This window comes from Corynebacterium sp. MSK150 (assembly GCF_030229215.1).
Lineage (GTDB): Bacteria > Actinomycetota > Actinomycetes > Mycobacteriales > Mycobacteriaceae > Corynebacterium.
Genome location: NZ_JASPHM010000002.1, coordinates 43,017 through 62,099, shown reverse-complemented (window position 1 = coordinate 62,099; position 19,083 = coordinate 43,017). Strand labels below are relative to the sequence as shown.

Sequence of the window (19,083 nt, the reverse complement as noted above, 5' to 3'; positions counted from 1 at the left end):
GGCACTAGATTACCCCTTTGAGCGCGGCAATGTCGCGCTCACTGCGCCCCGGCACGCGGGAGTAGCGCTCCGGCATGCAAGTAAAGACCAATACCTGGTTGTCTCGTCCCACGTGGGAAAAGAGCGTGGCCATAAGTTGCAGGCGGTGTGCATCGGTAGAGCCCAGCGCATCATCGACGATGACCGGCACCGACTCCGCCCCCACTAATTGCGCAATGGCAAAGCGGGTAAGGATGGCCAGCTGCTCGCGGGCACCACCGGACAAGCTCGCTAGGCTCACCGTCTCATTATCCTGGGTGCGGGTGGTCACGCGGAGGTCGTCATCGAGCTCGAAAGTGATGTCGCCGCCGTACACGGTGCGGGCCAGCCGCGACAGTGCAGCCACGAAGGGCGCGGCGTAGCGCTGCCGGGCGGCATCGCGATGCTTGAGCAAAAGTTCTCGCAGATAGCGGGCGGCTTGCGCACGTTTGTCCACGCTTTCATATACCGCCCGCGCCATCTCCACCGCTGCGGTGGCCTGTTGGGCGCGCTCGGCGGCACCGGAGTGGAAGTTCACCTCGCTGGAAAGCCGGCCGAGGTCTACCTCGCAGCGTTGGATGCGGTTGGTGAGGTAATCCAGGTGGGACTGCGCGCCTTCTACCAGGGACTGCGCGGTAGCAAGGTCAACGGCTTCCATTTCTTCGAGCTGCCCGCGCAGGTCTCCCACCACACCTTCTAGGCGGGTGACCTCGGCGCCCAGGTCTTCGTCGGCGGCGCGTTCGCGCGCGGAGGCAAGCTCTCGAGTCACGCGCTGCGCGTTTTCCCGGGCCGCAGCATGTTCGGCATCCAGGCGAACTACCTCATGAGCTAGGCGGCTTTCGCGGTACGGCAGGAGCTCGCGGTCGAGCGCATCGACCTTTTCGCTGGCTGCTTCCTCCGCGGCTTCGGCGGCGGCGAGGTCTACCTCTTTCGCGTCTGCAAGGTCCGCGGCTTTCTCAGCCAGTGCGGCATGCTGGGCGCGCAGCTCGCCCAAATCATCCGGTCCCAGTTCCGCGGCAAGGGCACGGGTGGCGGCATCGAGGGCGTCGTTCTGTGCACGGTGCACCTCATGGGCTTCCCCGGCCGCGGCCATTGATTCTACGCCGAGGGTATCGAGCAGATCCCGCAGCCGCGTGCCCGCCTGTTCCACATCACGCTGGGTGTCCTCCGCGGAATAGGACCCGGCCGAGAAGCGGGCGGTGATATCGCCGATGGTGATTACGCGGGAATCGACAAGCTCAACGGCGGTGTCCTCCCCCACCTCGATGTCCTCGCCATCGACGCGGATGGAGGAACCAGCAGGTCCGGAGAAATGGACCTTGGCGGCCGCGGCCTCGTGCAGGCGTTTGGCCACCGACAGCGCTGAGTCTGCCTTATGCAGGCTGGTGATATCGGCCGCGGTGACCTCGCGTCCGCGCTGAGCAATGGCCCCGCGGGCTTGGTCTACTTTGGCGGCTAGGCCGTCAAGCGATTCCAGACGGGTGCTGAGCTGCTCAAACTTCTGCTTGTCCTGTAGGCGACGTGCCTGTTTAAGAGTGGTGCGGGCCGCGGCATAGTCCTCTTTGGCCTCCGCTAGTTGCTTCTCCAGCGATTCTTTGGACGCGGCTTCTTCTTTCGCCTTGTCTTGGGCGGCGGTGAGCTTATTCTGGGCGGCCTCGGTGGCCGCGGCAGCTTCCTCGGCCGCGGTGACGAGCTCGGCGCGCTCGGTGACCGCGGCTTGCGCACGGGCAAGATCCTCTGAAGCACGGGCGAGGGTGGCCTTATGTGAGTCCAGGGTGGCCTGCGCGGTGGCGGCTTCCTCGGCCTGCGCCTGTTTGTCGGTGAGATCGGCGCGGGCGGCGGGGAGCTCCGCTTCGGCGGCGGCTTGGTCGCGCTCGAGTTGCTCGTAGCGCTCGACCACGGAATCGAGCTCGCGCAGGACGCGGGTGGCTTCTGTGTATTCCTCTTCGGCGCGGGCTAGGGCTGCGGCGGATTCCTTGTACTCGCCTGTCGGATTACCCTTCGCCGCGGTGAAGTAGCGCTGGTATTCCTTGTCCACGCGGGCCAGCAGCGCGGAGTCATCGCCGGAGACTTCTTCCTCAGCCAGGCCGGATTCGCGCTCTAGCGCCCGGGTTAGGCTGGGTATGCCGACGGCAGAAATGGCCTCTCCGGTGTCGTCTTGGCGCATAAAGAGGGCGTCGACAAGCGAGCGATCCAAGTGCTCCGAAAGGATGCGCTCTAGCTCATCGTCGGCTTGGCTGCCGGTAAACTGCGCCGGCCGGGGTGCGGTGATATTCAGCTCGCAGGACTTTTTGGACAGCCAACGCTTGGCAATGCGGAAGCGGTACTCCCCTACGCTCAGCTCGGCCGTAACTTCCGGGGCAACGTCCTTGCCCACCGGCTGCAGGGAGCGAATGCGCTTGGAGCGGCCGCTGTGTTTTTCGGTGAGCACCACGTCGAGTGCCTCCACGATGGTGGACTTGCCGGCCTCGTTCTCGCCATGGATGACCACGACGCCGGTCTCGGGCAGCTCATCGAGGACCAAGTGCTCAATGCCGCGGACGTTGTTAAGTTCTAGGCGGTGGATGCGCATCAGGACTGTCCCTCCAAGCGGAATAGCAGGTTGGCGGCGTCGCGGGCGACGGGATCCTCGCGGTTGTCCAGCAGCTCATTCAGGGCTTCGGCCGCGTAGCCGGAGATATCGAGGCTGGCTAGTTCCTCCTCGCTGGGTTCCAGGTAAAGGTCCATGGTGCGCTCGCGCGGGCGCAGGGAGGCAAATACGGCTTCGTACTCGTCCAGGCCGCGCTGCAGGCGGGCGTGGGCCTCAACGCCGAGCGTGCCACGCAGGCTATATTTCACGGCCGTGCGCACCTTATCCGGGTACTCACCCAAGCGCGCGAGGAAGCGCTCCACGTCTTCGGCAGAATCCACGGCGGCATCAATGGTTTCAAAGGTCCAGCGGCCGATGCGGCGCTTATCGACGTCCACCTCATCCCCCACGCGCACCACCAACGCATTGCCGGAATCGGCCTCGCCGCCGCCGGTGCTGGTTTCCTTATAATCCGTGGTCTCCGGGCTGCCGGAGAACCACACCCGGCCGGTGGTGCCGAGGCTGGCGGTGGAGTGGGTATCGCCCAGCGCTAGGTAGTCGATCACCCCACGGCCCAGGCAGTCCTCGACGAAGGCAAGGTCGATGGTATCGGCGTCATCCTCGCCGGAGCGGGAATCCACTTGGCCGTGGCCGACGGCGATGCGGATGCCCGCGGCCGGCTCCAACGGCTCGAGCGCCTGGCGGACCAAGTCGTGATTCGCGCGCTTGGACAGGTACGGCGCGCCGACCAACTCCACGCCGGGTGCAACCTCGATGGGCTCTGAGTCTGCGATGACGTGGACATTCTCCGCGCTGGTCTTATAAAAGACTGAATCCGCCACCAGCGGATCGTGGTTTCCCGGCAGGACATAAACCGGCACCGGCAGGCGCTTAAACATCTCCGTGGCGCGGGCAAGGATGTCGCGCGAGAGGGCATTGTGCTCAAACACGTCGCCGGCCACGACGATGAATTCCGCGCCGGTGTCCTCAGCCAGCTCGCCTAGCCGCACGATAGCGGCCTCGCGGTCATCGTTAAAACGGCCTTGGGCCTCACCCTTCAGAAACCACCGGGTCATGCCCAGCTGGAAATCGGAGGTATGGATAAACGTGATAGCAGTCATTAGTGCGAGAGGTGGTAGTAGAGGTCTTCAATATCGGATACCGCGCGCAGGAGATCCAGATTGGTATGCGAAACCGAGCGCATGGCCTTGCGCAGCAGGTCCGGATCGGAGTCATCGATTGCCGGGGCGACCTTGGGCTGCGGCAGCTTCGGCAGCTCGCGCCCGTTCCAGAAGAGCTCATTCTTTTCTTCCTCGGACAGGTCGCTCGGGGTGAAGCTTTCGCGGCTGACCGCCTTGGCCTGCTCTAAAACCATGCGCTCGAGCCGGGCAAAGTCCAGCCCGCGCATATTAAAGATGACGGCCGGGTCCGCATCCGCGCGGGTGGCGAGCTTATCGCCCACCGCCACGATGTGCTTGCACACGTACTCGCCATCGGGGCAATCACAGGTCAGGCGCAGGTCTTCGGCCTCGGGGGCGAAGAGGGTGTCCAAGGCGTCGTCGGAAAGCAGGCCCTTGCGCGCATTGGCCACGGAATTGGGGGTGCGGGCGAACTCGGTGGCTAGCTGGGCAATATCGTCGTTATTGCGGTACGGCAGCTGGATGAGCACCGCAAAGGGCTCGTTCTGGGAGCCGGCCACGCGGCCATGGATGGCGCCATTGCGCACCTCGAGGCCTACGACGTGGCCGCCCTCGGCATACTGACGGCCGCGAGTAATTCGGCCGCGATCCGCGCCATGCGAGGTAAAGGCCGCAATCCGCGCAGCCGTGGTGGACAGTATGCGCCCGCTGCGGTCTACGTGATTGACCTCGGCCGGGGTGCTCACCCGCTTGCGGGTACCAAAATTGGCATAGATGACGTTGTCGTCGCCTTTAACAGCCATGGATTACTCCCTCCCCCGGTAGCTCATGAGTGCGGCCAGCTGATCGGGGTCTAGCTCGGTAAGCCAGCCCTCGCCTTCGCCCACCACGGCGCCGGCCAGCTGCGTCTTACCGTCCAAGATATCCTGGATGGATTCCTCCAGCGTACCTGCGGTGATCATCTTATACACCTGCACATTGCGGCGCTGGCCAATGCGGAAGGCACGGTCCGTCGCCTGGTTTTCCACCGCCGGGTTCCACCAGCGGTCCATGTGCACGACGATAGAGGCGGCCGTGAGGTTCAGGCCGGTGCCGCCCGCCTTGAGCGATAGGATCATCGCCGGCGGGCCGTCCTCGGACTGGAAGTCCTCCACCATCTGGTCGCGCTTATTCTTGCTTACCCCGCCGTGCAGGAAGGGGATCTCGCGGCCGAGCTGGTCGCTTAGGTAAGGCTGCAAGATATCACCAAAGGCCTTGTACTGGGTAAACACCAGGAGACGCTCGCCGGATTCGGTGGCCTCATCCACGATGCGCATGAGCTCTTTGACCTTGCCGGAGCGGTGCTTTCCCTTGAGCACCACCGGCGAGTTATCGCCTAGGTAGTGCGCGGGGTGATTACAAATCTGCTTAATGCGGGTGAGTGAGGCCAGCACCAAACCGCGCTTATTGATGCCCGTCGCTTCCTGCAGGTCCTTTTTCACCTGGTTGACCAGCGCCTTATACAGGGCAGCCTGTTCGGTGGTCATGGATACGGTGAGGATCTGCTCGGACTTTTCCGGCAGGTCATCGATGATATTCGGATCCGTCTTGACGCGGCGGAGGATAAACGGCGCGGTGAGCTGGCGCAGGCGCTCGGACATTTCCTCGTCATTATTGCGCTCGATGGCCTTAGCAAAGTGATTGCGGAAGAACGAAGCGGTGCCCAGCACGCCGGGATTGCAGAAATCCAGGATGGAGCGCATCTCAGAGAGGCGATTTTCCACGGGAGTGCCGGTCAGCGCCACGCGGTGTTCCGAGGGCAGCGAGCGCACGGCCTTGGAAGAGCGCGTCGCGGAATTCTTGATGGCCTGGGCCTCATCGAGGACAACGCGCTGCCAGCCGACCTCGCCCATGTCCTTAAAATCACGGCCCACGGTGCCGTAGGTGGTAATCACGAGGTCGGATGTGGCGGCAGCCCGGGCAAAGTCCTCGCCACGCGGACGGCTCGAGCCATGCTGCACCATAACCTTGAAGTCTGGGACGAAGCGCTGGGCCTCGCGGGCCCAGTTGCCCACCACGGACGTTGGTGCCACCACGAGCGTGGGGCCGGTCTGCTCACCGCGGTCCTTCTCCACCGCGAGGAGGGACAGTAGTTGGAGGGTTTTGCCGAGTCCCATGTCGTCGGCAAGCACTGCTCCAATGCCACTGCGCGACATCCAGTACAGCCAGTCGACGCCGCGGCGCTGGTACTCGCGCAGCTCCGCGTGTACGGATGCGGGAATCTCCACGCGCTCTGGGGCAACCTTATCCACTCCGCCGAGCAGCGCCGTGTGCCAGGTGCTGCCGGTGAACTCGATGGGTTCCTGGGTCATGGACTCCAGCGCCAGCTCGCGCAGCTCAGCCACGGTGACCTGTTCGTGTTCTTCGCCGCCCTCGTTGAATTCTTGGCGGCGGCGCTCCACGTCCGCGATCAGGGCTTCCCACCCTGGCTGGTCGAGCTGCTTGGCCATCTCCGCGGAGGCGGCTAGCTGCTCGAGCTCCTTCTTCTTGCGCGCTATGGCCTTCTCGCGCAGCGCGTCCATGTAGCCGGAGACTTGGGAGACGACCTGCTTATCGGCCATGACCCACTTGCCACGCAGCTGGATAAGACCGGACTTGGAATTGACCAGGTCCTCCATCTCTTCCTCAGTCAGTTCCACATCGCCCACGGACATGCGCCAGTTATAGTCCACCAGCTTATTCATGCCGATGTGCTTCTTCGTGGCGGCCTCGGCCGGATCGCGGGCCTCGTGGGTTTCCAGCTTGGCCTTAGTCTCCATCTGCGCCCATGCTTTGGGAAGCATGACGGTCACGCCGCTGGCCTTGAGCTTATCCACCTCGTGGGTAATAAAGTGGGTGAGCTGGTGGGTTTCAAGGTAGACATCCCAGTCGCCGTCGCCAGGCTGCGGCAGTTGCGCGGTCTCCCCCAGCGTGGGTGCGATGCGCACTGCTTTGCGGTGAGCCTCGCGCAGCTTTTCCACACTCGCCCTATCCAAACTCTGCGCCGACACCGGCCGCGGAGAATCCGTACCCGAGCGAACCCGCACGCGCACTGGCCACTTGGCCATATCCGGGTCATCGTCAAGCGGCTCCTCCACGATGTAGACCAGCTGGAGCTCTACCTCGTAAATGGAGTTCTTCCACTCATTGAGCCCGCGCAGCAGCTGCGATCGCCCCCGTCGGATCGGCCGCGTATCGAGCAGGGCGCGAGCAAACTCGTGCCATGGCATCGGCCGCGGCGCCTCCGCCACGGGCCGCAGCTCGCGGAAGGCAATCCAGTGGGTAAGCTCATCGGCCATATCATCCGACAGCGCACGGTTATTAACGTGCAAGATTCCTGGCGCGGCCGCCATCATCTCCGCGAGCCAGCCGCGCTCGCCCAAGCCGGAGGCCAGCTGCCACATGGGGAACCACTCATTGGCCTGGTAAGCCAGCCGGAAGGTCACCCGCCCGGCGCGCACAAACTTGCACAGGCCGCTGTAGGCGTGGATGAGCCACTGGAGGTCGGGCGCGATGGTGGCGGGCGGCTTGTGGTTCAGGTGCTCCATTTGGGCAAGCGCCGCCACGGCCTCTTCAGGGCCGAACATCGCCATGGGCACCATCAGGGAGACATCCTTGCCCTTGGGCGTGCGCAGCGATACCCGCGCTCGGTTGCGGAAGGATTTCTTCGCCAAGATGGACTCCACCGCTGGCGGGAAGGTGCCCTCAGGAACGGCATTGGGCATGACGATCTTGTGTCCTTCTACCTGTTCAATCCATAGACCTAGTCCCGTAACGGGGAGCCACAGTCCATGCACGAGGTAAGAAGCCATAGCCGCCAGCATAGCAGCCCATTTGATTTTGTTACACGCTCGTTATGTTCCACCCTTTTCCCAGTTGAACGACAGAAAATCGAGCCGGAGATCTATGCCACACCTGTAATTTCGCTTGGGTAAACCTTGTGACCTCGTTAACGTGAGAATGTCATCACACACCTACAAGGAGTAAAACGTGCAAGATTCAACTTGGTACGTCATTGCGATGATCGTGTATCTCCTCGCAATGGCAGCCATTGGCTACTGGAGCTACAAGCAAACCGATCAATATGACGATTATGTTTTGGGCGGCCGTGGCCTGCACCCATTCGTAGCGGCTCTCTCCGCAGGCGCTTCCGACATGTCCGGCTGGCTGCTCATGGGCTTGCCAGGCGCGCTCTTCCTCTCCGGCATGTCCGAGCTATGGATGGCCATCGGCCTGCTCGTGGGCTGCTGGGCAAACTGGAAGTGGGTCGCGCCGCGCCTGCGCTCCTACTCGGAGATTGCGGCCAACTCAATTACCGTGCCGTCCTTCTTTGAAAACCGCCTGCACGATAAGTCCCGCCTGCTGCGCATCATCTCCGCAGCCATCATCATCTTCTTCTTTACCTTCTACGTCTCCTCCGGCATGGTCTCCGGCGGCCGCTACTTTGAGTCCACCTTCGGTGGCGACTACCTCACCGGCATGCTCGTTATCGCCGCGGTGACCATCTTCTACACCTTCGTCGGCGGCTTCTTGGCGGTGTCCTACACGGACGTCGTCCAGGGCGTGCTTATGTTCGTCGCCCTGATGATCGTGCCGATTATGGCAATCGTCTCTCTCAGCGATCCTGCCTCCATCTTCACTTTCGCAAGCAATAATGCCTACGGCACCGATGGCGTAGTGGAAAATGACAGCTACTTCTCCATGTTCGCCGGTGTTTCCGCTGGCGTTATCATCGGCAACCTGGCCTGGGGCCTGGGCTACTTTGGCCAGCCACACATCGTGGTCCGCTTCATGGCGCTGCGTAAGCCTTCCGACGCCCGCCAGGGCCGCTTCTACGGCGTCACCTGGATGGGCCTGTCCGTCATCGGCGCCATCTTCGTCGCTCTCTCTGGCACCGTTTACTTCACCCAGACCGGCCACAGCATCACCGACCAGGACAACTTCGAAACCATCTTCCTGGATATGGCTCAGGCCATGATGCACCCACTGCCCGCCGGCTTCGTCCTGACCGCGGTTCTGGCCGCCATCATGTCCACTATGTCGTCCCAGATGCTCGTCGTCTCTACTTCCCTCATCGAGGACCTCTTCCTCATCTTTGCTAAGAAGAAGCCCAGCGAGCAGGTCCTCATCAACCTCTCCCGCACCGCCATCGTTGCCATCGCGGTCATCGCCGCCCTGCTGGCTATCAACCCGTCCGATTCCATCCTCGGCCTAGTTGGCTTCGCCTGGGCAGGCTTCGGTTCCGCCTTCGGCCCCATCGTTCTGCTGTCCCTGTACTGGAAGCGCTTTAATTCCACCGGCGCGATTGCCGGCATGGTAACCGGTGCCGTCGTGGCCATTGGTTGGGGCATGTCCCCGCTTTCCGACGTCCTCTATGAGATGGTCCCAGGCTTCTTCCTGGCCCTCCTCGTGGCCGTCGTAGTCACCAAGCTCACCAAGGAACCACAGCCGGAGGTTGTTGCCGAGTTCGAAGAGGCCACCAAGCTGGCCAAGCTCGTGGAAAAGGACTCCAACCTCGATTTTGAGGAAGCCGCAGAAAAGGTCACCGATAAATAGTCGGAACCACCCTGCGCTCCGCGCAGTCCAATAGGACATGAAGTCCTATTACTTGGCCGCGCTATCATGCATTACCGTTCTCATCGGCGCATGGTATGCGTGGCCTTTTCCACGTTTTGATGTTGCCACTCTCCCAGCTCGCCCCGAGGCCACCGGCTACGACCGCGAAGACTTCGGCATCTGGCAGCCCCACGGCGCCTGCACCACCCGCGAGGTCATTCTAGAAAGCCAATCAAGCGATCCCCTCCACGCCTGCCACGCCCGCAGCGGGACTCTTTATGACCCCTATAGTGGCACCACCATTCCCGCTACCTCTCCCATTGAGATCGACCATATCTTTCCCCTCTCCGCGGCCTATGACCTGGGCGCTTCCGAGTGGGACCGCGAAACCAAGGTCCGCTTTGGCAACGACCCGCTCAATCTCGTAGCTACCAGCCGTGAGCTCAACCAAGAAAAGTCAGACTCCCTCCCTGCGGATTGGCTTCCTCCCGCCAACCGCTGCGGTTATTCCCGGCGCCTCGCCGACATCGCTCGAAAGTACTCCCTTCCCCTGCCTTCCAAGGACGTGCGGGTTATGCAAAGGCAATGTCGGTTAGCCGTACTCACCGGGAATTGATTAGGGTTGACGTGGCAACTTTCCGCGATTGAAGGGTTCTTTCAATGACTTCTTTCCTTGTATTTCTCCACGTGGCCGCAGCCATTCTCATGATCGGCCCAGTATGCGTATCCACCTCCAGCTTCCAGACCCAAATGGCCAAAGCAGCACAAGGCGACCACGCGGCGCTCGGCTCCGCTCGCGTCCTGCATAACATCACCAATACCTACGGCTACATCTCTGCCATCGTGCCTATCCTCGGCCTCGGCGTATTCCTGTCCGATATTGACGCTTACAAGTCCGCGGTCAATTTCCACATCGCCATCTTGGTTGCCATCGTCGCATGGTGCCTGCTCTTCTTCGTCATTCTGCCAAAGCAGAAGAAGGCAATGGCCGCCCTCGAGTCCACTGAATCCTTCGACTACGCGGCAGCAAAGAAGCCGCTGTCCGCATTCGGCGGCGTGTTCAACCTGCTGTGGATTGTCTGCCTTATCCTGATGTACGTCAACTTCTAAGTGGCCTTCTAGAAAGCCATTTACTCCTCTGGGACAGTGTCTTCACTGTCCCTTTTCTCGTTTTCTAGCTCTTCCTTCAGCTTTTGCGCATCCTCGTGCACATTTTGCCGACGCCGCTGCGTCGCCTGTGCCACAGTCTGCGCCCATCTCCGATTCTTCGGCGCGAGCGGTCCGCTGGCTTCGTCATAGACCCAAGTCGAGTCTTCAAAGAGCCAGACGACGTCCCCGCTAATCGGGTCTTTGATATAAAACGCCCGCCCATCAGTCTTAATGTTGTGGTGATGTTGACACAGGCAGGTCAAGTTCGCCGCCGAAGTAGGTCCTCCGTCAGCGAAATCATGCCGATGGTCCATCTGGGAAGCCATCGCCGGCCGCGTACATCCGGGCCACCGGCAGGTTCCATCGAGCCCTTCCACAAAGGCGCGAATATGCGGCGGAGTTACATAGTTTCCGCTTTCATCCTCCGCTGCTGCATCCATGTCGCGGACGGTCGTGGCCCGCGATTGCATGTCATCGGCAACCTCCGGTGAAACCCACCCCAAGCTTTGGACGAAGGCCGGAGCATCCGGCAGATCGCAGCGGTACATATTGAGCACCACCTTCGCCTTGGCTTCGGCCTCGCCGGTGAGCAACTCGACCGCAGCCTGAGCCAAGGAAATGTCCTTCTCCGTGGCCACACCGCGAATATTTCGGTCGATGATTTCGGCAGTCTCTAAGCCCACATCGAGGCACACTGCGGCCCACTCCCCGCCCGTAGGCTCGAGGTGATAGGACTCCTTGCGCCGCGGGTCGCGTGCGGCGATGGTGGGATCAAGGCGGACAATGAGCTCCCGCAGCTTTCGCCGCAGGTTGCGATGGGACGGTAATTTTTGGTTGGGACGTTTGGGGGTGAGGTAGGTGGTTAATTCGGCGTCGATAAGCAGGCATTGTTCGGTGCCAATCTCGCCCAACTTGGACAGCGTCTGGTCGATGGTAATTAAGCGGTCTAAATCTAAGTGGTAGTGCTCTTCCTGCCGGGCTTTAAGGCGCGGCAGCTCCTGTAATCGCTCAAAGGCGAAAATGATATTTCTAATTCGGGACTGCCGCGTTCCGGTGAGATCCGACAGTGATTGGCTAATTATTTCGATATCGCCATCCGAGTCTGGATGCAGGCGTTTCCATAGGAGGTATTCAGCCTTGCGGATGTCTGTTGCTGCTTGTGAGGTGGAATTTGTTGGATTGGTATTGGCAAAGTAGGGCGCATTCATGGACTTCCCCCGCAGAAGTTTCTCTAGAACATGTTTGCGCTTTCAGTATACAAAACCCCTCCGACACACTACCCCCGTTTATAGTAAAACCGCAGGTCAAAGGGTACGAAAAAATGGGCCTCCAAAGAGGCCCATTCAGTGGAAAATGCTAGTCGCGCCAGCGTCCACCGCGCTTGCGTCCGCCACCGTGGTCACGGCGTGGCGGGCGGCCCGTGTCCTTTTGAATCTTGATCAGCTGACCGGAAATGCGGGTATCCTTCAGGCGATCCAGCACCGCTGGGTCGAGGTTCTTTGGCAGGTCAACCAGAGTATGGCCTACCGCGATGGTGATGCGGCCGAAGTCCTTGGCTGACAATCCGCCTTCATTGGCGATGGCACCCACGATAGCTCCCGGGCGCACATTTTGCCGCTTGCCGACGTCCAGTCGGTACGTCTCAAAGTCTCCGTCCGGCCGCTTGGGGCCGCGACCCTTGCCGCCGCTCTTGAAATCGCGCTTGCGATCATCGCGGCGGTCGCGGTCACGCTTCGGCTTGGGAAGCGGCTTGTCTTCCATCAGGAAGTTCTTGCCGCCCTGCAACATGACGGCGAGGGCTGCGGCGATGTCATCCATGGCCGCGTTATTGTCCTCGGAGTACTTGCGCACCAAGGTGCGGAAGAAGTCCGCCTGCTTATTGTCCATGGAGTTGGTAATGGACTGCGCGAACTTTTCCTTGCGCTTTTCATTGACCTCATCGACGGACGGCAGTTCCATCTCTTCCAAGCGGGCGTTGGTCACGCGCTCGATGGAGCGCAGCATGCGGCGCTCGCGCGGGGTGACGAACAGGATGGCTTCGCCGGAACGGCCCGCGCGGCCGGTGCGGCCGATGCGGTGCACGTAGGACTCGGTATCGTTCGGGATATCGAAGTTGACCACGTGGGTGATGCGCTCAACGTCGAGGCCACGGGCGGCGACGTCGGTAGCCACGAGGATGTCTAGGCGGCCATCCTTAAGCTGATCGACGGTGCGCTCACGCTGCGCCTGCGCAATATCGCCGTTGATGGCGGCGGCGCTGAAACCGCGATCACGCAGGGTCTCGGCCACCTCTTCGGTCTCGTGCTTGGTACGGCAGAAGACGATGATGGCGTCGTAATTGATGACCTCGAGGATGCGGGTGAAGGCATCCATCTTTGCCCGGTGCGGGATGAGGAGGAAGCGCTGCGTGATGTTGTCATTGGTGCGGCGCTCCGACTTCACCGTGACCTCGGCGGGGTTGTCGAGGTACTGCTTAGAAAGGCGACGGATAGCATTCGGCATGGTGGCCGAGAAAAGCGCCACCTGCTTGCGATCCGGGGTGTCCTCCAGGATGCGCTCGACGTCTTCCTGGAAGCCCATGTTCAGCATCTCATCGGCCTCATCGAGGACGAGGAACTGCAACTGGGACAGGTCTAGCGAGCCCTTCTCCAGGTGGTCGATGACGCGCCCCGGGGTACCCACGATGACCTGCGCACCGCGGCGCAGACCGGAAAGCTGAATGCCATAGGCTTGGCCGCCATAGATAGGAAGCACCTCGACGCCCTTGAGGGACTCAGCGAAGGACTGGAAGGAGTCCGCCACCTGCAGGGCCAGCTCGCGGGTTGGCGCGAGCACGAGGGCCTGCGGATGGCGGGCCTTGGTGTCAATCTGCGACAGAACCGGCAGCGCAAAGGCTGCGGTCTTGCCGGTACCGGTCTGAGCAAGGCCGACAACGTCGCGGCCTTCCATCAAGATCGGGATGGTTTCTTCCTGAATGGGGGAAGGCTTGGTGAAGCCTACTTTCGCAACGGCCTCCAGAATTTTCTCTGGCAGGCCAAGATGCGCGAACCCCTGGGAGTTGTCGTTGGCTGAATCTTGGGACTCAGCGCCGGTGTCCTCAGAAGTATTCGCAGCCCTGGTGTCCTTGGTGACACCTTGCGAGTTGTCCTGAGATTCCGACTTATTAAAATCTTCCGGCTCGTTGACGCCGCCGGTGGCGTTATCGGTAATGCTCATTGCTTCACCAACCCTACGCGATTGCAGCCACAAACTCCATTGCGCAGCTCCTCGGCTTTCCTAGCCCAGATTTCCAGCAATGTTCGAAGCAGTTCGAAAACACCGAAGCGTGGAGTCGCGTCCTTCTTCTAAGGTGCAGTTCATGTCTCATCCACGCCCACGGTCCCTTTACGACCAATCACGTATCCGTGCCAAGCTAAGTTCGTATCCAGGGTTCAGCACGGAACTGGACCCTCCGGTAGATCTTTATCTGTCCTCGCTGTCTACGGGCCTGATCTACCCCACTAGGCGCAGCCGTCGGCCACAGCATGGCGAGTTTGTACACATTACAGACCGCCGCTTTCACCTAAACCCCGTTTTTCGCATAACTAAGGTGGAGGACAATTTTGAGTTTTATGTGGTGGAGCTAGATCCAGTGCGCTTTCACCGCACTGAATACGCCGCACGTCCTAAGCTTCTTAGCCTTGGCAGCGTGGTGGACAACGAGAAAACTACTTACTTTCCGGTGGAGTTTGATTTCGCATCTCGTGCCAAGTTTGTGACTTTTAGTGCTGTTGATAAGCCTAAGGTAGGCCGCCTATACTCCTGCTTTACTTCACGGCCTCGGCACCCTTTATGCCTGCGCATAGAATCCACGGAGGACAACAATGGGCTGGTGCGCGCCCAGGTGAGCGAGCTCTATAGCGACTTTGAGCGCGGAGAAAGAAAAGGACCGCGAAAGGACTACGGCCCCGATAACCTCCCCTACCGGCCACCGGCTATCACCCGCACGGACGTAGAGATAGAGCTAGGGCGCTTCCGTCGCCTCTACGACCCAGAGTCATGGACTGTTCATGGTGCACAAGACGAAGAAACCCTCTTTATGGTAGAAGATCCGGATGGATCGCGGGCGGTCTTTATCGGCAAAAAAGACGCGTGGCTGCATATGACAAAAGAAAAAGGCCGCCGACTATATCAGATAGCGGCGACCTTTCTAGAGAAGCGCTAGGCTCCGGCGATAAAGGTGCGATAGCTCAGTGGCATGCCTGGGCGGTAGGCCAGGTGCACGGCGCTGGGTGCGTCGAGCACGTGCAGGTCCGCGGCGGCGCCCTCCACAATGGTGCCCTTAGCGGGGCGGCCCTGCGGGTCGAGGCCGTTGCCCACGTTGTGGCGGCGCAGGGCGGTCGCTCCGCCGGTGGTGGCGGCATGGATGGCCTCATCGACGGAGAGGTGTTGCTGCAGGACCGCGGTGGTCACGCAGTAATTCATCGAGGAGGTATAGGACGTGCCGGGGTTGAGGTTGGAGGCGATGGCGAGGGTGGCACCGGCGTCGAGAAGCGTGCGGCCCGGGGCGAGCGGCTCTCGGGTGGACAGGTCGCAGGCCGGGAGCATGGTGGCCACGGTATCGGAATTGGCCAGCAGCTCTACGTCCTCGTCGCTGAGGTAGTTGACGTGGTCCACCGAGGCGGCGCCCAGTTCGACGGCGAGGGCAACGCCCGGACCCTCGCCCAGCTGGTTGCCGTGCACGCGCAGGCCCAGGCCCAACTTCTTACCGGCCTCCAGCACGCGGCGGGATTGTTCCTCGTTGAAGGCGCCGCGCTCACAGAAGACGTCGATCCACTGCACGTAGGGAGCAACGCCCTCGAGCATGGGGCCAACGACCTCGTCAAGGTACTCCTCCGCGTCCGCTCCTGGCGGGACCAGGTGCGCGCCCAAGAAGGTCACGTCATCGACGTGGCGGGAGGCTACCTTGGCGGCCTCCACCTCGGACTCAGTATTGAGTCCGTAGCCCGTCTTGGTCTCGAAGGTGGTGGTACCACCGCGGCGGCCGGCGGCCACGCGGTCCGTCACCAGCTTGTCCAGGCGGTCGGTGCCAGCCTGGCGGGTGGCATCCATGGTCACCGCGATGCCGCCCGCCTCGTAGGAGCCGCCGGAGATGCGGGCCTCGAATTCGGCGGAGCGGTCACCGTCAAAGACCATGTGGGTGTGCGAATCTACCCAGCCGGGCAGAACGGCGCGGCCACCTAGGTCCACCTTTTCGTCGGCCGCCGGTGCCTCGGAGGCTGGGCCGACCCAGGCGATGGTGCCGGATTGGGCGATAATGGCGGCGTCGTTAAGCGTGCCACGCTCGCTGACTGTACGGAGTTCTGAAATGCCGGTAAAAAGTGTGCTCATCTAGTCCCTTGCCTTGAATTCCATCGGAATGCGGACGCCGCGCTCGTCGGCGACCTCCTTCGCGCGAGTGTAGCCGGAATCAACGTGGCGGATAACGCCCATGCCCGGGTCATTGGTGAGCACCGCGCGCAGCTTGGCCGCGGCGAGCTCGGTGCCATCTGCAACGGTGACCTGGCCGGCGTGGATGGAGCGGCCCATGCCCACGCCACCGCCGTGGTGGAGGGAAACCCAGGTCGCGCCGGAAGATACGGCGGTCATCGCATTGAGCAGCGGCCAGTCAGCCACGGCATCGGTGCCATCGAGCATGGCCTCGGTTTCGCGGTATGGGGATGCCACCGAGCCAGAATCCAGGTGGTCACGGCCGATGACAATCGGCGCCTTGATCTTGCCCTCGCGCACTAGGTCATTAAAGAGCAGGCCGGCCTTGTGGCGCTCGTTGTAGCCCAGCCAGCAAATGCGTGCCGGCAGACCCTCGAATTCGACGTATTCTTCGGCGGCGTCGAGCCAGTTGTGCAGGTGCTCGTTGTCCGGGAAGAGCTCCTTGAGTGCTTGGTCGGTGACCTTGATGTCCTCCGGGTCGCCGGAAAGCGCGGCCCAGCGGAAGGGGCCCAGGCCCTCGCAGAAGAGCGGGCGGATATAGGCCGGAACGAAGCCCGGGAACTCGAAGGCGCGCTGGTAGCCGGCCTTGCGGGCCTCATCGCGGATCGAGTTGCCGTAGTCGAAGACCTCGGCACCCTCATCCTGGAACTCGACCATGGCCTGGACCTGGGCGGCCATGGACTCGCGAGCCTTCTTGGTAAAGGTGGTCGGATCCGCCTTGGCCTCGTTGTGCCAGTCTTCCATGGTGATTTCAGAAGGCAGGTAGGACAGCGGGTCATGTGCGGAGGTCTGGTCCGTGACGATATCTACGGTAAATTCCCCGGCGCGCTGGCGGCGCAGGATCTCCGGAAAGACTTCAGCGGCGTTGCCCACGAGGCCGACGGACAGGGCCTTCTTGTTTTCCTTGGCATCCAGGACCAGCTTCAGGGCCTCGTCGAGGTCGGTGACAACCTCATCTAGGTAGCGCTTGTGCTGACGACGCTTCAGGCGGGTCTCGTCCACGTCCACGATGAGGCAGGCGCCGCCGTTGAGGGTGACGGACAGCGGCTGTGCGCCACCCATGCCGCCGCAGCCACCGGTCAGGGTGAAGGTGCCGGCCAAGCTGCCGCCAAAACGCTTCTTCGCCACAGCCGCGAAGGTCTCGAAGGTGCCCTGCAGGATGCCCTGGGTGGCGATGTAGATCCAGGATCCGGCCGTCATCTGGCCGTACATCATGAGGCCCTCGTCCTCGAGCTTGCGGAAGTGCTCCCAGTTAGCCCAGTCTCCCACGAGGTTGGAGTTAGCGATGAGCACGCGCGGTGCCCACTCGTTGGTCTTCCAAATGCCTACCGGCTTGCCGGACTGCACCAGCAGGGTCTCATCGGACTCGAGGTCCTTGAGGGATTCAACGATGGCGTCGAAGGCTTCCCAGCTGCGTGCTGCGCGGCCGGTGCCGCCATAGACCACGAGGTCCTCGGGGCGCTCGGCAACCTCGGGGTCGAGGTTATTCATGAGCATGCGCAGGGGCGCTTCGGTCTGCCAGGACTTGGCGGACAGTTCGGTTCCGCGCGGCGCGCGTACTTCGCGTGGTTGAGACATGGGCTTCCTTTCGTCGTGCTTGTTCGACGCCTTCCCAAGCCCCCTAGGCCGGTGTCCCGGGGCTGTCCCCGAGGACTTGTTCAGCGTCACATGTCACAAGGTACTGTGACCTAGCTCTGTGTACCATGCCACACGAACCCGAACTGTCTCGTATATGAGACACCCGCGGAGTGATCTACGATGGCCTGCATGCGTCGGTTCATCCCCCTCCTTTCCGTGGCCCTCCTCGCCGCTTGTTCCACCCCCGCCGAGGAACCGCAGCCGCCCCACTATGTGGCGCTAGGAGATTCCTATGCCGCCATGGGCTCGACCACGCTGCCACTGGATCCGCCCAATACCTGCGTGCGCGCACAGGATTCCTACCCCGAGCTCGCGGCCAAGGAGATGGGCGCAGAGCTCACCAATGTAGCCTGCCAGGGCGCTAGCACCCTCGACGTACTTTCCTCGGCCGGCGAGCACCCCGCCCAGGTGGACGCCCTACGCGAAGACACCGACCTGGTGAGCCTGTCCATCGGCGGCAATGACGCCAGCTTCGTGCGCCTTACCCAGTGCGCCACGGATGATATTTGCCAGGCGGAATCCGGCGCGCAGATAGACCTGGAAATTCGCGATCTGCCCCGCCGGCTCGACAAGGCCTACGAGGAGATTCACCGCCGCTCCCCTAACGCGAAGATCCTGGCTACCGGCTACCTTCCGCTGATCAAGCGTGGGGAGACCTGCCCCTACATAGAAAAAATCCCGGCCAGTGACCGGGAGTGGTTGGCTCGCTCCATCGAGCGCATCAACCAGGCGGTGCGCGAGGCCGCCGAGCGCAATGGGGCTACTTACGTGCTTGCCGACGCCGCCCTAGACCACACCGCCTGCTCCCCCTCGCCGTGGGTGGATTTTACGGGCGAGGAGACCAATTCCTTCCCCATGCACCCCACCCACGCCGGACAGGTAGCCATGGCCAAGGAGCTACGCGCTGCCCTCTAGCCCGGCGCGCGCGGCGTCATCGGAACCGGGAACGCGCATCTCGAACCGCTCTGTGACCACGGTGTAGTCAAAGTAACCCATGCGCGCAATGGGCTTAATCTTGAGGATGTCCAGCTTGCCGTCCTCGTCGATGACGGATTCATCGATGTGAATGGTCTTAACATCCGCTACCACGAGGTCGATGGTGCCCACCTTGGAGTTGCCTGGCACGCGCAAGGTGGTCTTGTACTGACACTCGAACTTCACTGGCGATTCCTTCACCATGGGAATGCGGTGATTGTCCGCGTACTCCTTGGTCACGGAAAGGCGATCCCATTCGCTTTCGCCGTAATCCAGTACTTGGGCGGATTTATTGACCTCTTCACGCAGGTCATAGGTGGCCATATTCCATACGAACCAGCCGGTGTCCTCGGCATTGAGGACCGTGTCCTTGCGGCGACCATCCGGATACTGGTTAGCCGAGAACATCACCATGGGTGGATCGAAGGTGAGGTTTTGCCACTGGCTATAGGGGGCGATATTTTCGCGACCTTGACCGTCAACGCTGGAGAGCCAACCAATAGGTCGTGGCACCGTGCTCGCCTTAAAGGGCGAAAATGGCAAGGGGTTAGG

Annotated in this window: 14 protein-coding genes; 5 read left to right on the top strand and 9 right to left on the bottom strand. The window is 61.7% G+C overall.

What is annotated here, in order from left to right; translation table 11 throughout:
* Positions 1 to 4 precede the first annotated feature (4 nt).
* The 4 genes from QP941_RS01465 to QP941_RS01450 are packed head-to-tail and all read right to left on the bottom strand — an operon-like array spanning position 5 to position 7,556.
* Positions 5 to 2,590 carry an AAA family ATPase gene (locus tag QP941_RS01465; RefSeq protein ID WP_284867752.1) on the bottom strand — a complete coding sequence of 862 codons (2,586 nt, stop codon included), beginning with the start codon at positions 2,588 to 2,590 and terminating at the stop codon, positions 5 to 7.
* Complete coding sequence (locus tag QP941_RS01460; RefSeq protein WP_284867751.1) at positions 2,590 to 3,708, bottom strand: metallophosphoesterase family protein; 1,119 nt, start codon at positions 3,706 to 3,708, stop codon at positions 2,590 to 2,592. Before QP941_RS01460 ends, QP941_RS01465 begins: the two co-directional genes overlap by 1 nt.
* Positions 3,708 to 4,529, bottom strand: a complete 822-nt coding sequence (locus QP941_RS01455) for an SWIM zinc finger family protein (RefSeq protein ID WP_284867750.1) — start codon at positions 4,527 to 4,529, stop codon at positions 3,708 to 3,710. Before QP941_RS01455 ends, QP941_RS01460 begins: the two co-directional genes overlap by 1 nt.
* A gap of 3 nt (positions 4,530 to 4,532) precedes the next feature.
* Complete coding sequence (locus tag QP941_RS01450) at positions 4,533 to 7,556, bottom strand: DEAD/DEAH box helicase (RefSeq protein WP_502869187.1); 3,024 nt, start codon at positions 7,554 to 7,556, stop codon at positions 4,533 to 4,535.
* Positions 7,557 to 7,734: 178 nt separating this feature from the next.
* Between QP941_RS01450 and putP the strand changes: the two genes are divergently transcribed.
* Genes putP through QP941_RS01435 form a run of 3 tightly spaced genes read left to right on the top strand, consistent with a single transcriptional unit; the run spans position 7,735 to position 10,410 of the window.
* Complete coding sequence (gene putP / locus QP941_RS01445; protein WP_284867748.1) at positions 7,735 to 9,300, top strand: sodium/proline symporter PutP; 1,566 nt, start codon at positions 7,735 to 7,737, stop codon at positions 9,298 to 9,300.
* Positions 9,301 to 9,337: 37 nt separating this feature from the next.
* Complete coding sequence (locus QP941_RS01440) at positions 9,338 to 9,916, top strand: HNH endonuclease family protein (RefSeq protein ID WP_284767505.1); 579 nt, start codon at positions 9,338 to 9,340, stop codon at positions 9,914 to 9,916.
* A 44-nt stretch (positions 9,917 to 9,960) separates the two neighbouring features.
* Positions 9,961 to 10,410, top strand: a complete 450-nt coding sequence (locus QP941_RS01435) for a DUF2269 domain-containing protein (protein ID WP_284867747.1) — start codon at positions 9,961 to 9,963, stop codon at positions 10,408 to 10,410.
* 20 nt (positions 10,411 to 10,430) lie between these two features.
* Here QP941_RS01435 and QP941_RS01430 read toward each other — a convergent pair whose 3' ends face one another.
* Both QP941_RS01430 and QP941_RS01425 read right to left on the bottom strand, forming a co-directional pair.
* Positions 10,431 to 11,657: an HNH endonuclease signature motif containing protein gene (locus tag QP941_RS01430; protein WP_284867746.1), complete on the bottom strand. Its 1,227-nt coding sequence runs from the start codon at positions 11,655 to 11,657 to the stop codon at positions 10,431 to 10,433.
* Between the two features lie 148 nt (positions 11,658 to 11,805).
* Positions 11,806 to 13,665, bottom strand: a complete 1,860-nt coding sequence (locus tag QP941_RS01425; protein WP_239280019.1) for a DEAD/DEAH box helicase — start codon at positions 13,663 to 13,665, stop codon at positions 11,806 to 11,808.
* A 373-nt stretch (positions 13,666 to 14,038) separates the two neighbouring features.
* Here QP941_RS01425 and QP941_RS01420 point away from each other — a divergent pair, with 373 nt between their 5' ends.
* Positions 14,039 to 14,653 (top strand): hypothetical protein, encoded by a 615-nt coding sequence (locus tag QP941_RS01420; protein WP_284867745.1) that lies wholly within the window; start codon positions 14,039 to 14,041, stop codon positions 14,651 to 14,653.
* On the opposite strand, the gene hutI is transcribed toward QP941_RS01420, so the two are convergent.
* Together hutI and hutU are read right to left on the bottom strand one after the other, a co-directional pair.
* Positions 14,650 to 15,819, bottom strand: a complete 1,170-nt coding sequence (gene hutI, locus QP941_RS01415) for an imidazolonepropionase (protein WP_284867744.1) — start codon at positions 15,817 to 15,819, stop codon at positions 14,650 to 14,652. The two genes, QP941_RS01420 and hutI, sit on opposite strands and share 4 nt — an antisense overlap.
* Positions 15,820 to 17,496, bottom strand: a complete 1,677-nt coding sequence (gene hutU / locus QP941_RS01410) for a urocanate hydratase (protein ID WP_284596961.1) — start codon at positions 17,494 to 17,496, stop codon at positions 15,820 to 15,822.
* 189 nt (positions 17,497 to 17,685) lie between these two features.
* Here hutU and QP941_RS01405 point away from each other — a divergent pair, with 189 nt between their 5' ends.
* Positions 17,686 to 18,471 carry an SGNH/GDSL hydrolase family protein gene (locus QP941_RS01405; protein WP_284867743.1) on the top strand — a complete coding sequence of 262 codons (786 nt, stop codon included), beginning with the start codon at positions 17,686 to 17,688 and terminating at the stop codon, positions 18,469 to 18,471.
* On the opposite strand, the gene QP941_RS01400 is transcribed toward QP941_RS01405, so the two are convergent.
* Positions 18,454 to 19,044, bottom strand: a complete 591-nt coding sequence (locus QP941_RS01400; protein WP_284767517.1) for a flavin reductase family protein — start codon at positions 19,042 to 19,044, stop codon at positions 18,454 to 18,456. The two genes, QP941_RS01405 and QP941_RS01400, sit on opposite strands and share 18 nt — an antisense overlap.
* Positions 19,045 to 19,083 lie beyond the last annotated feature (39 nt).

Excerpts from the sequence above, each read along its gene's own strand:
- QP941_RS01465 (WP_284867752.1), bottom strand. The coding sequence starts at position 2,590 with ATGCGCATCCACCGCCTAGAACTTAACAACGTCCGCGGCATTGAGCAC.
- QP941_RS01460 (WP_284867751.1), bottom strand. The coding sequence starts at position 3,708 with ATGACTGCTATCACGTTTATCCATACCTCCGATTTCCAGCTGGGCATG.
- QP941_RS01455 (WP_284867750.1), bottom strand. The coding sequence starts at position 4,529 with ATGGCTGTTAAAGGCGACGACAACGTCATCTATGCCAATTTTGGTACC.
- QP941_RS01450 (WP_502869187.1), bottom strand. The coding sequence starts at position 7,556 with ATGGCTTCTTACCTCGTGCATGGACTGTGGCTCCCCGTTACGGGACTA.
- QP941_RS01440 (WP_284767505.1), top strand. The coding sequence starts at position 9,338 with ATGAAGTCCTATTACTTGGCCGCGCTATCATGCATTACCGTTCTCATC.
- QP941_RS01435 (WP_284867747.1), top strand. The coding sequence starts at position 9,961 with ATGACTTCTTTCCTTGTATTTCTCCACGTGGCCGCAGCCATTCTCATG.
- QP941_RS01430 (WP_284867746.1), bottom strand. The coding sequence starts at position 11,657 with ATGAATGCGCCCTACTTTGCCAATACCAATCCAACAAATTCCACCTCA.
- QP941_RS01425 (WP_239280019.1), bottom strand. The coding sequence starts at position 13,665 with ATGAGCATTACCGATAACGCCACCGGCGGCGTCAACGAGCCGGAAGAT.
- hutI (WP_284867744.1), bottom strand. The coding sequence starts at position 15,819 with ATGAGCACACTTTTTACCGGCATTTCAGAACTCCGTACAGTCAGCGAG.
- hutU (WP_284596961.1), bottom strand. The coding sequence starts at position 17,496 with ATGTCTCAACCACGCGAAGTACGCGCGCCGCGCGGAACCGAACTGTCC.
- QP941_RS01405 (WP_284867743.1), top strand. The coding sequence starts at position 17,686 with ATGCGTCGGTTCATCCCCCTCCTTTCCGTGGCCCTCCTCGCCGCTTGT.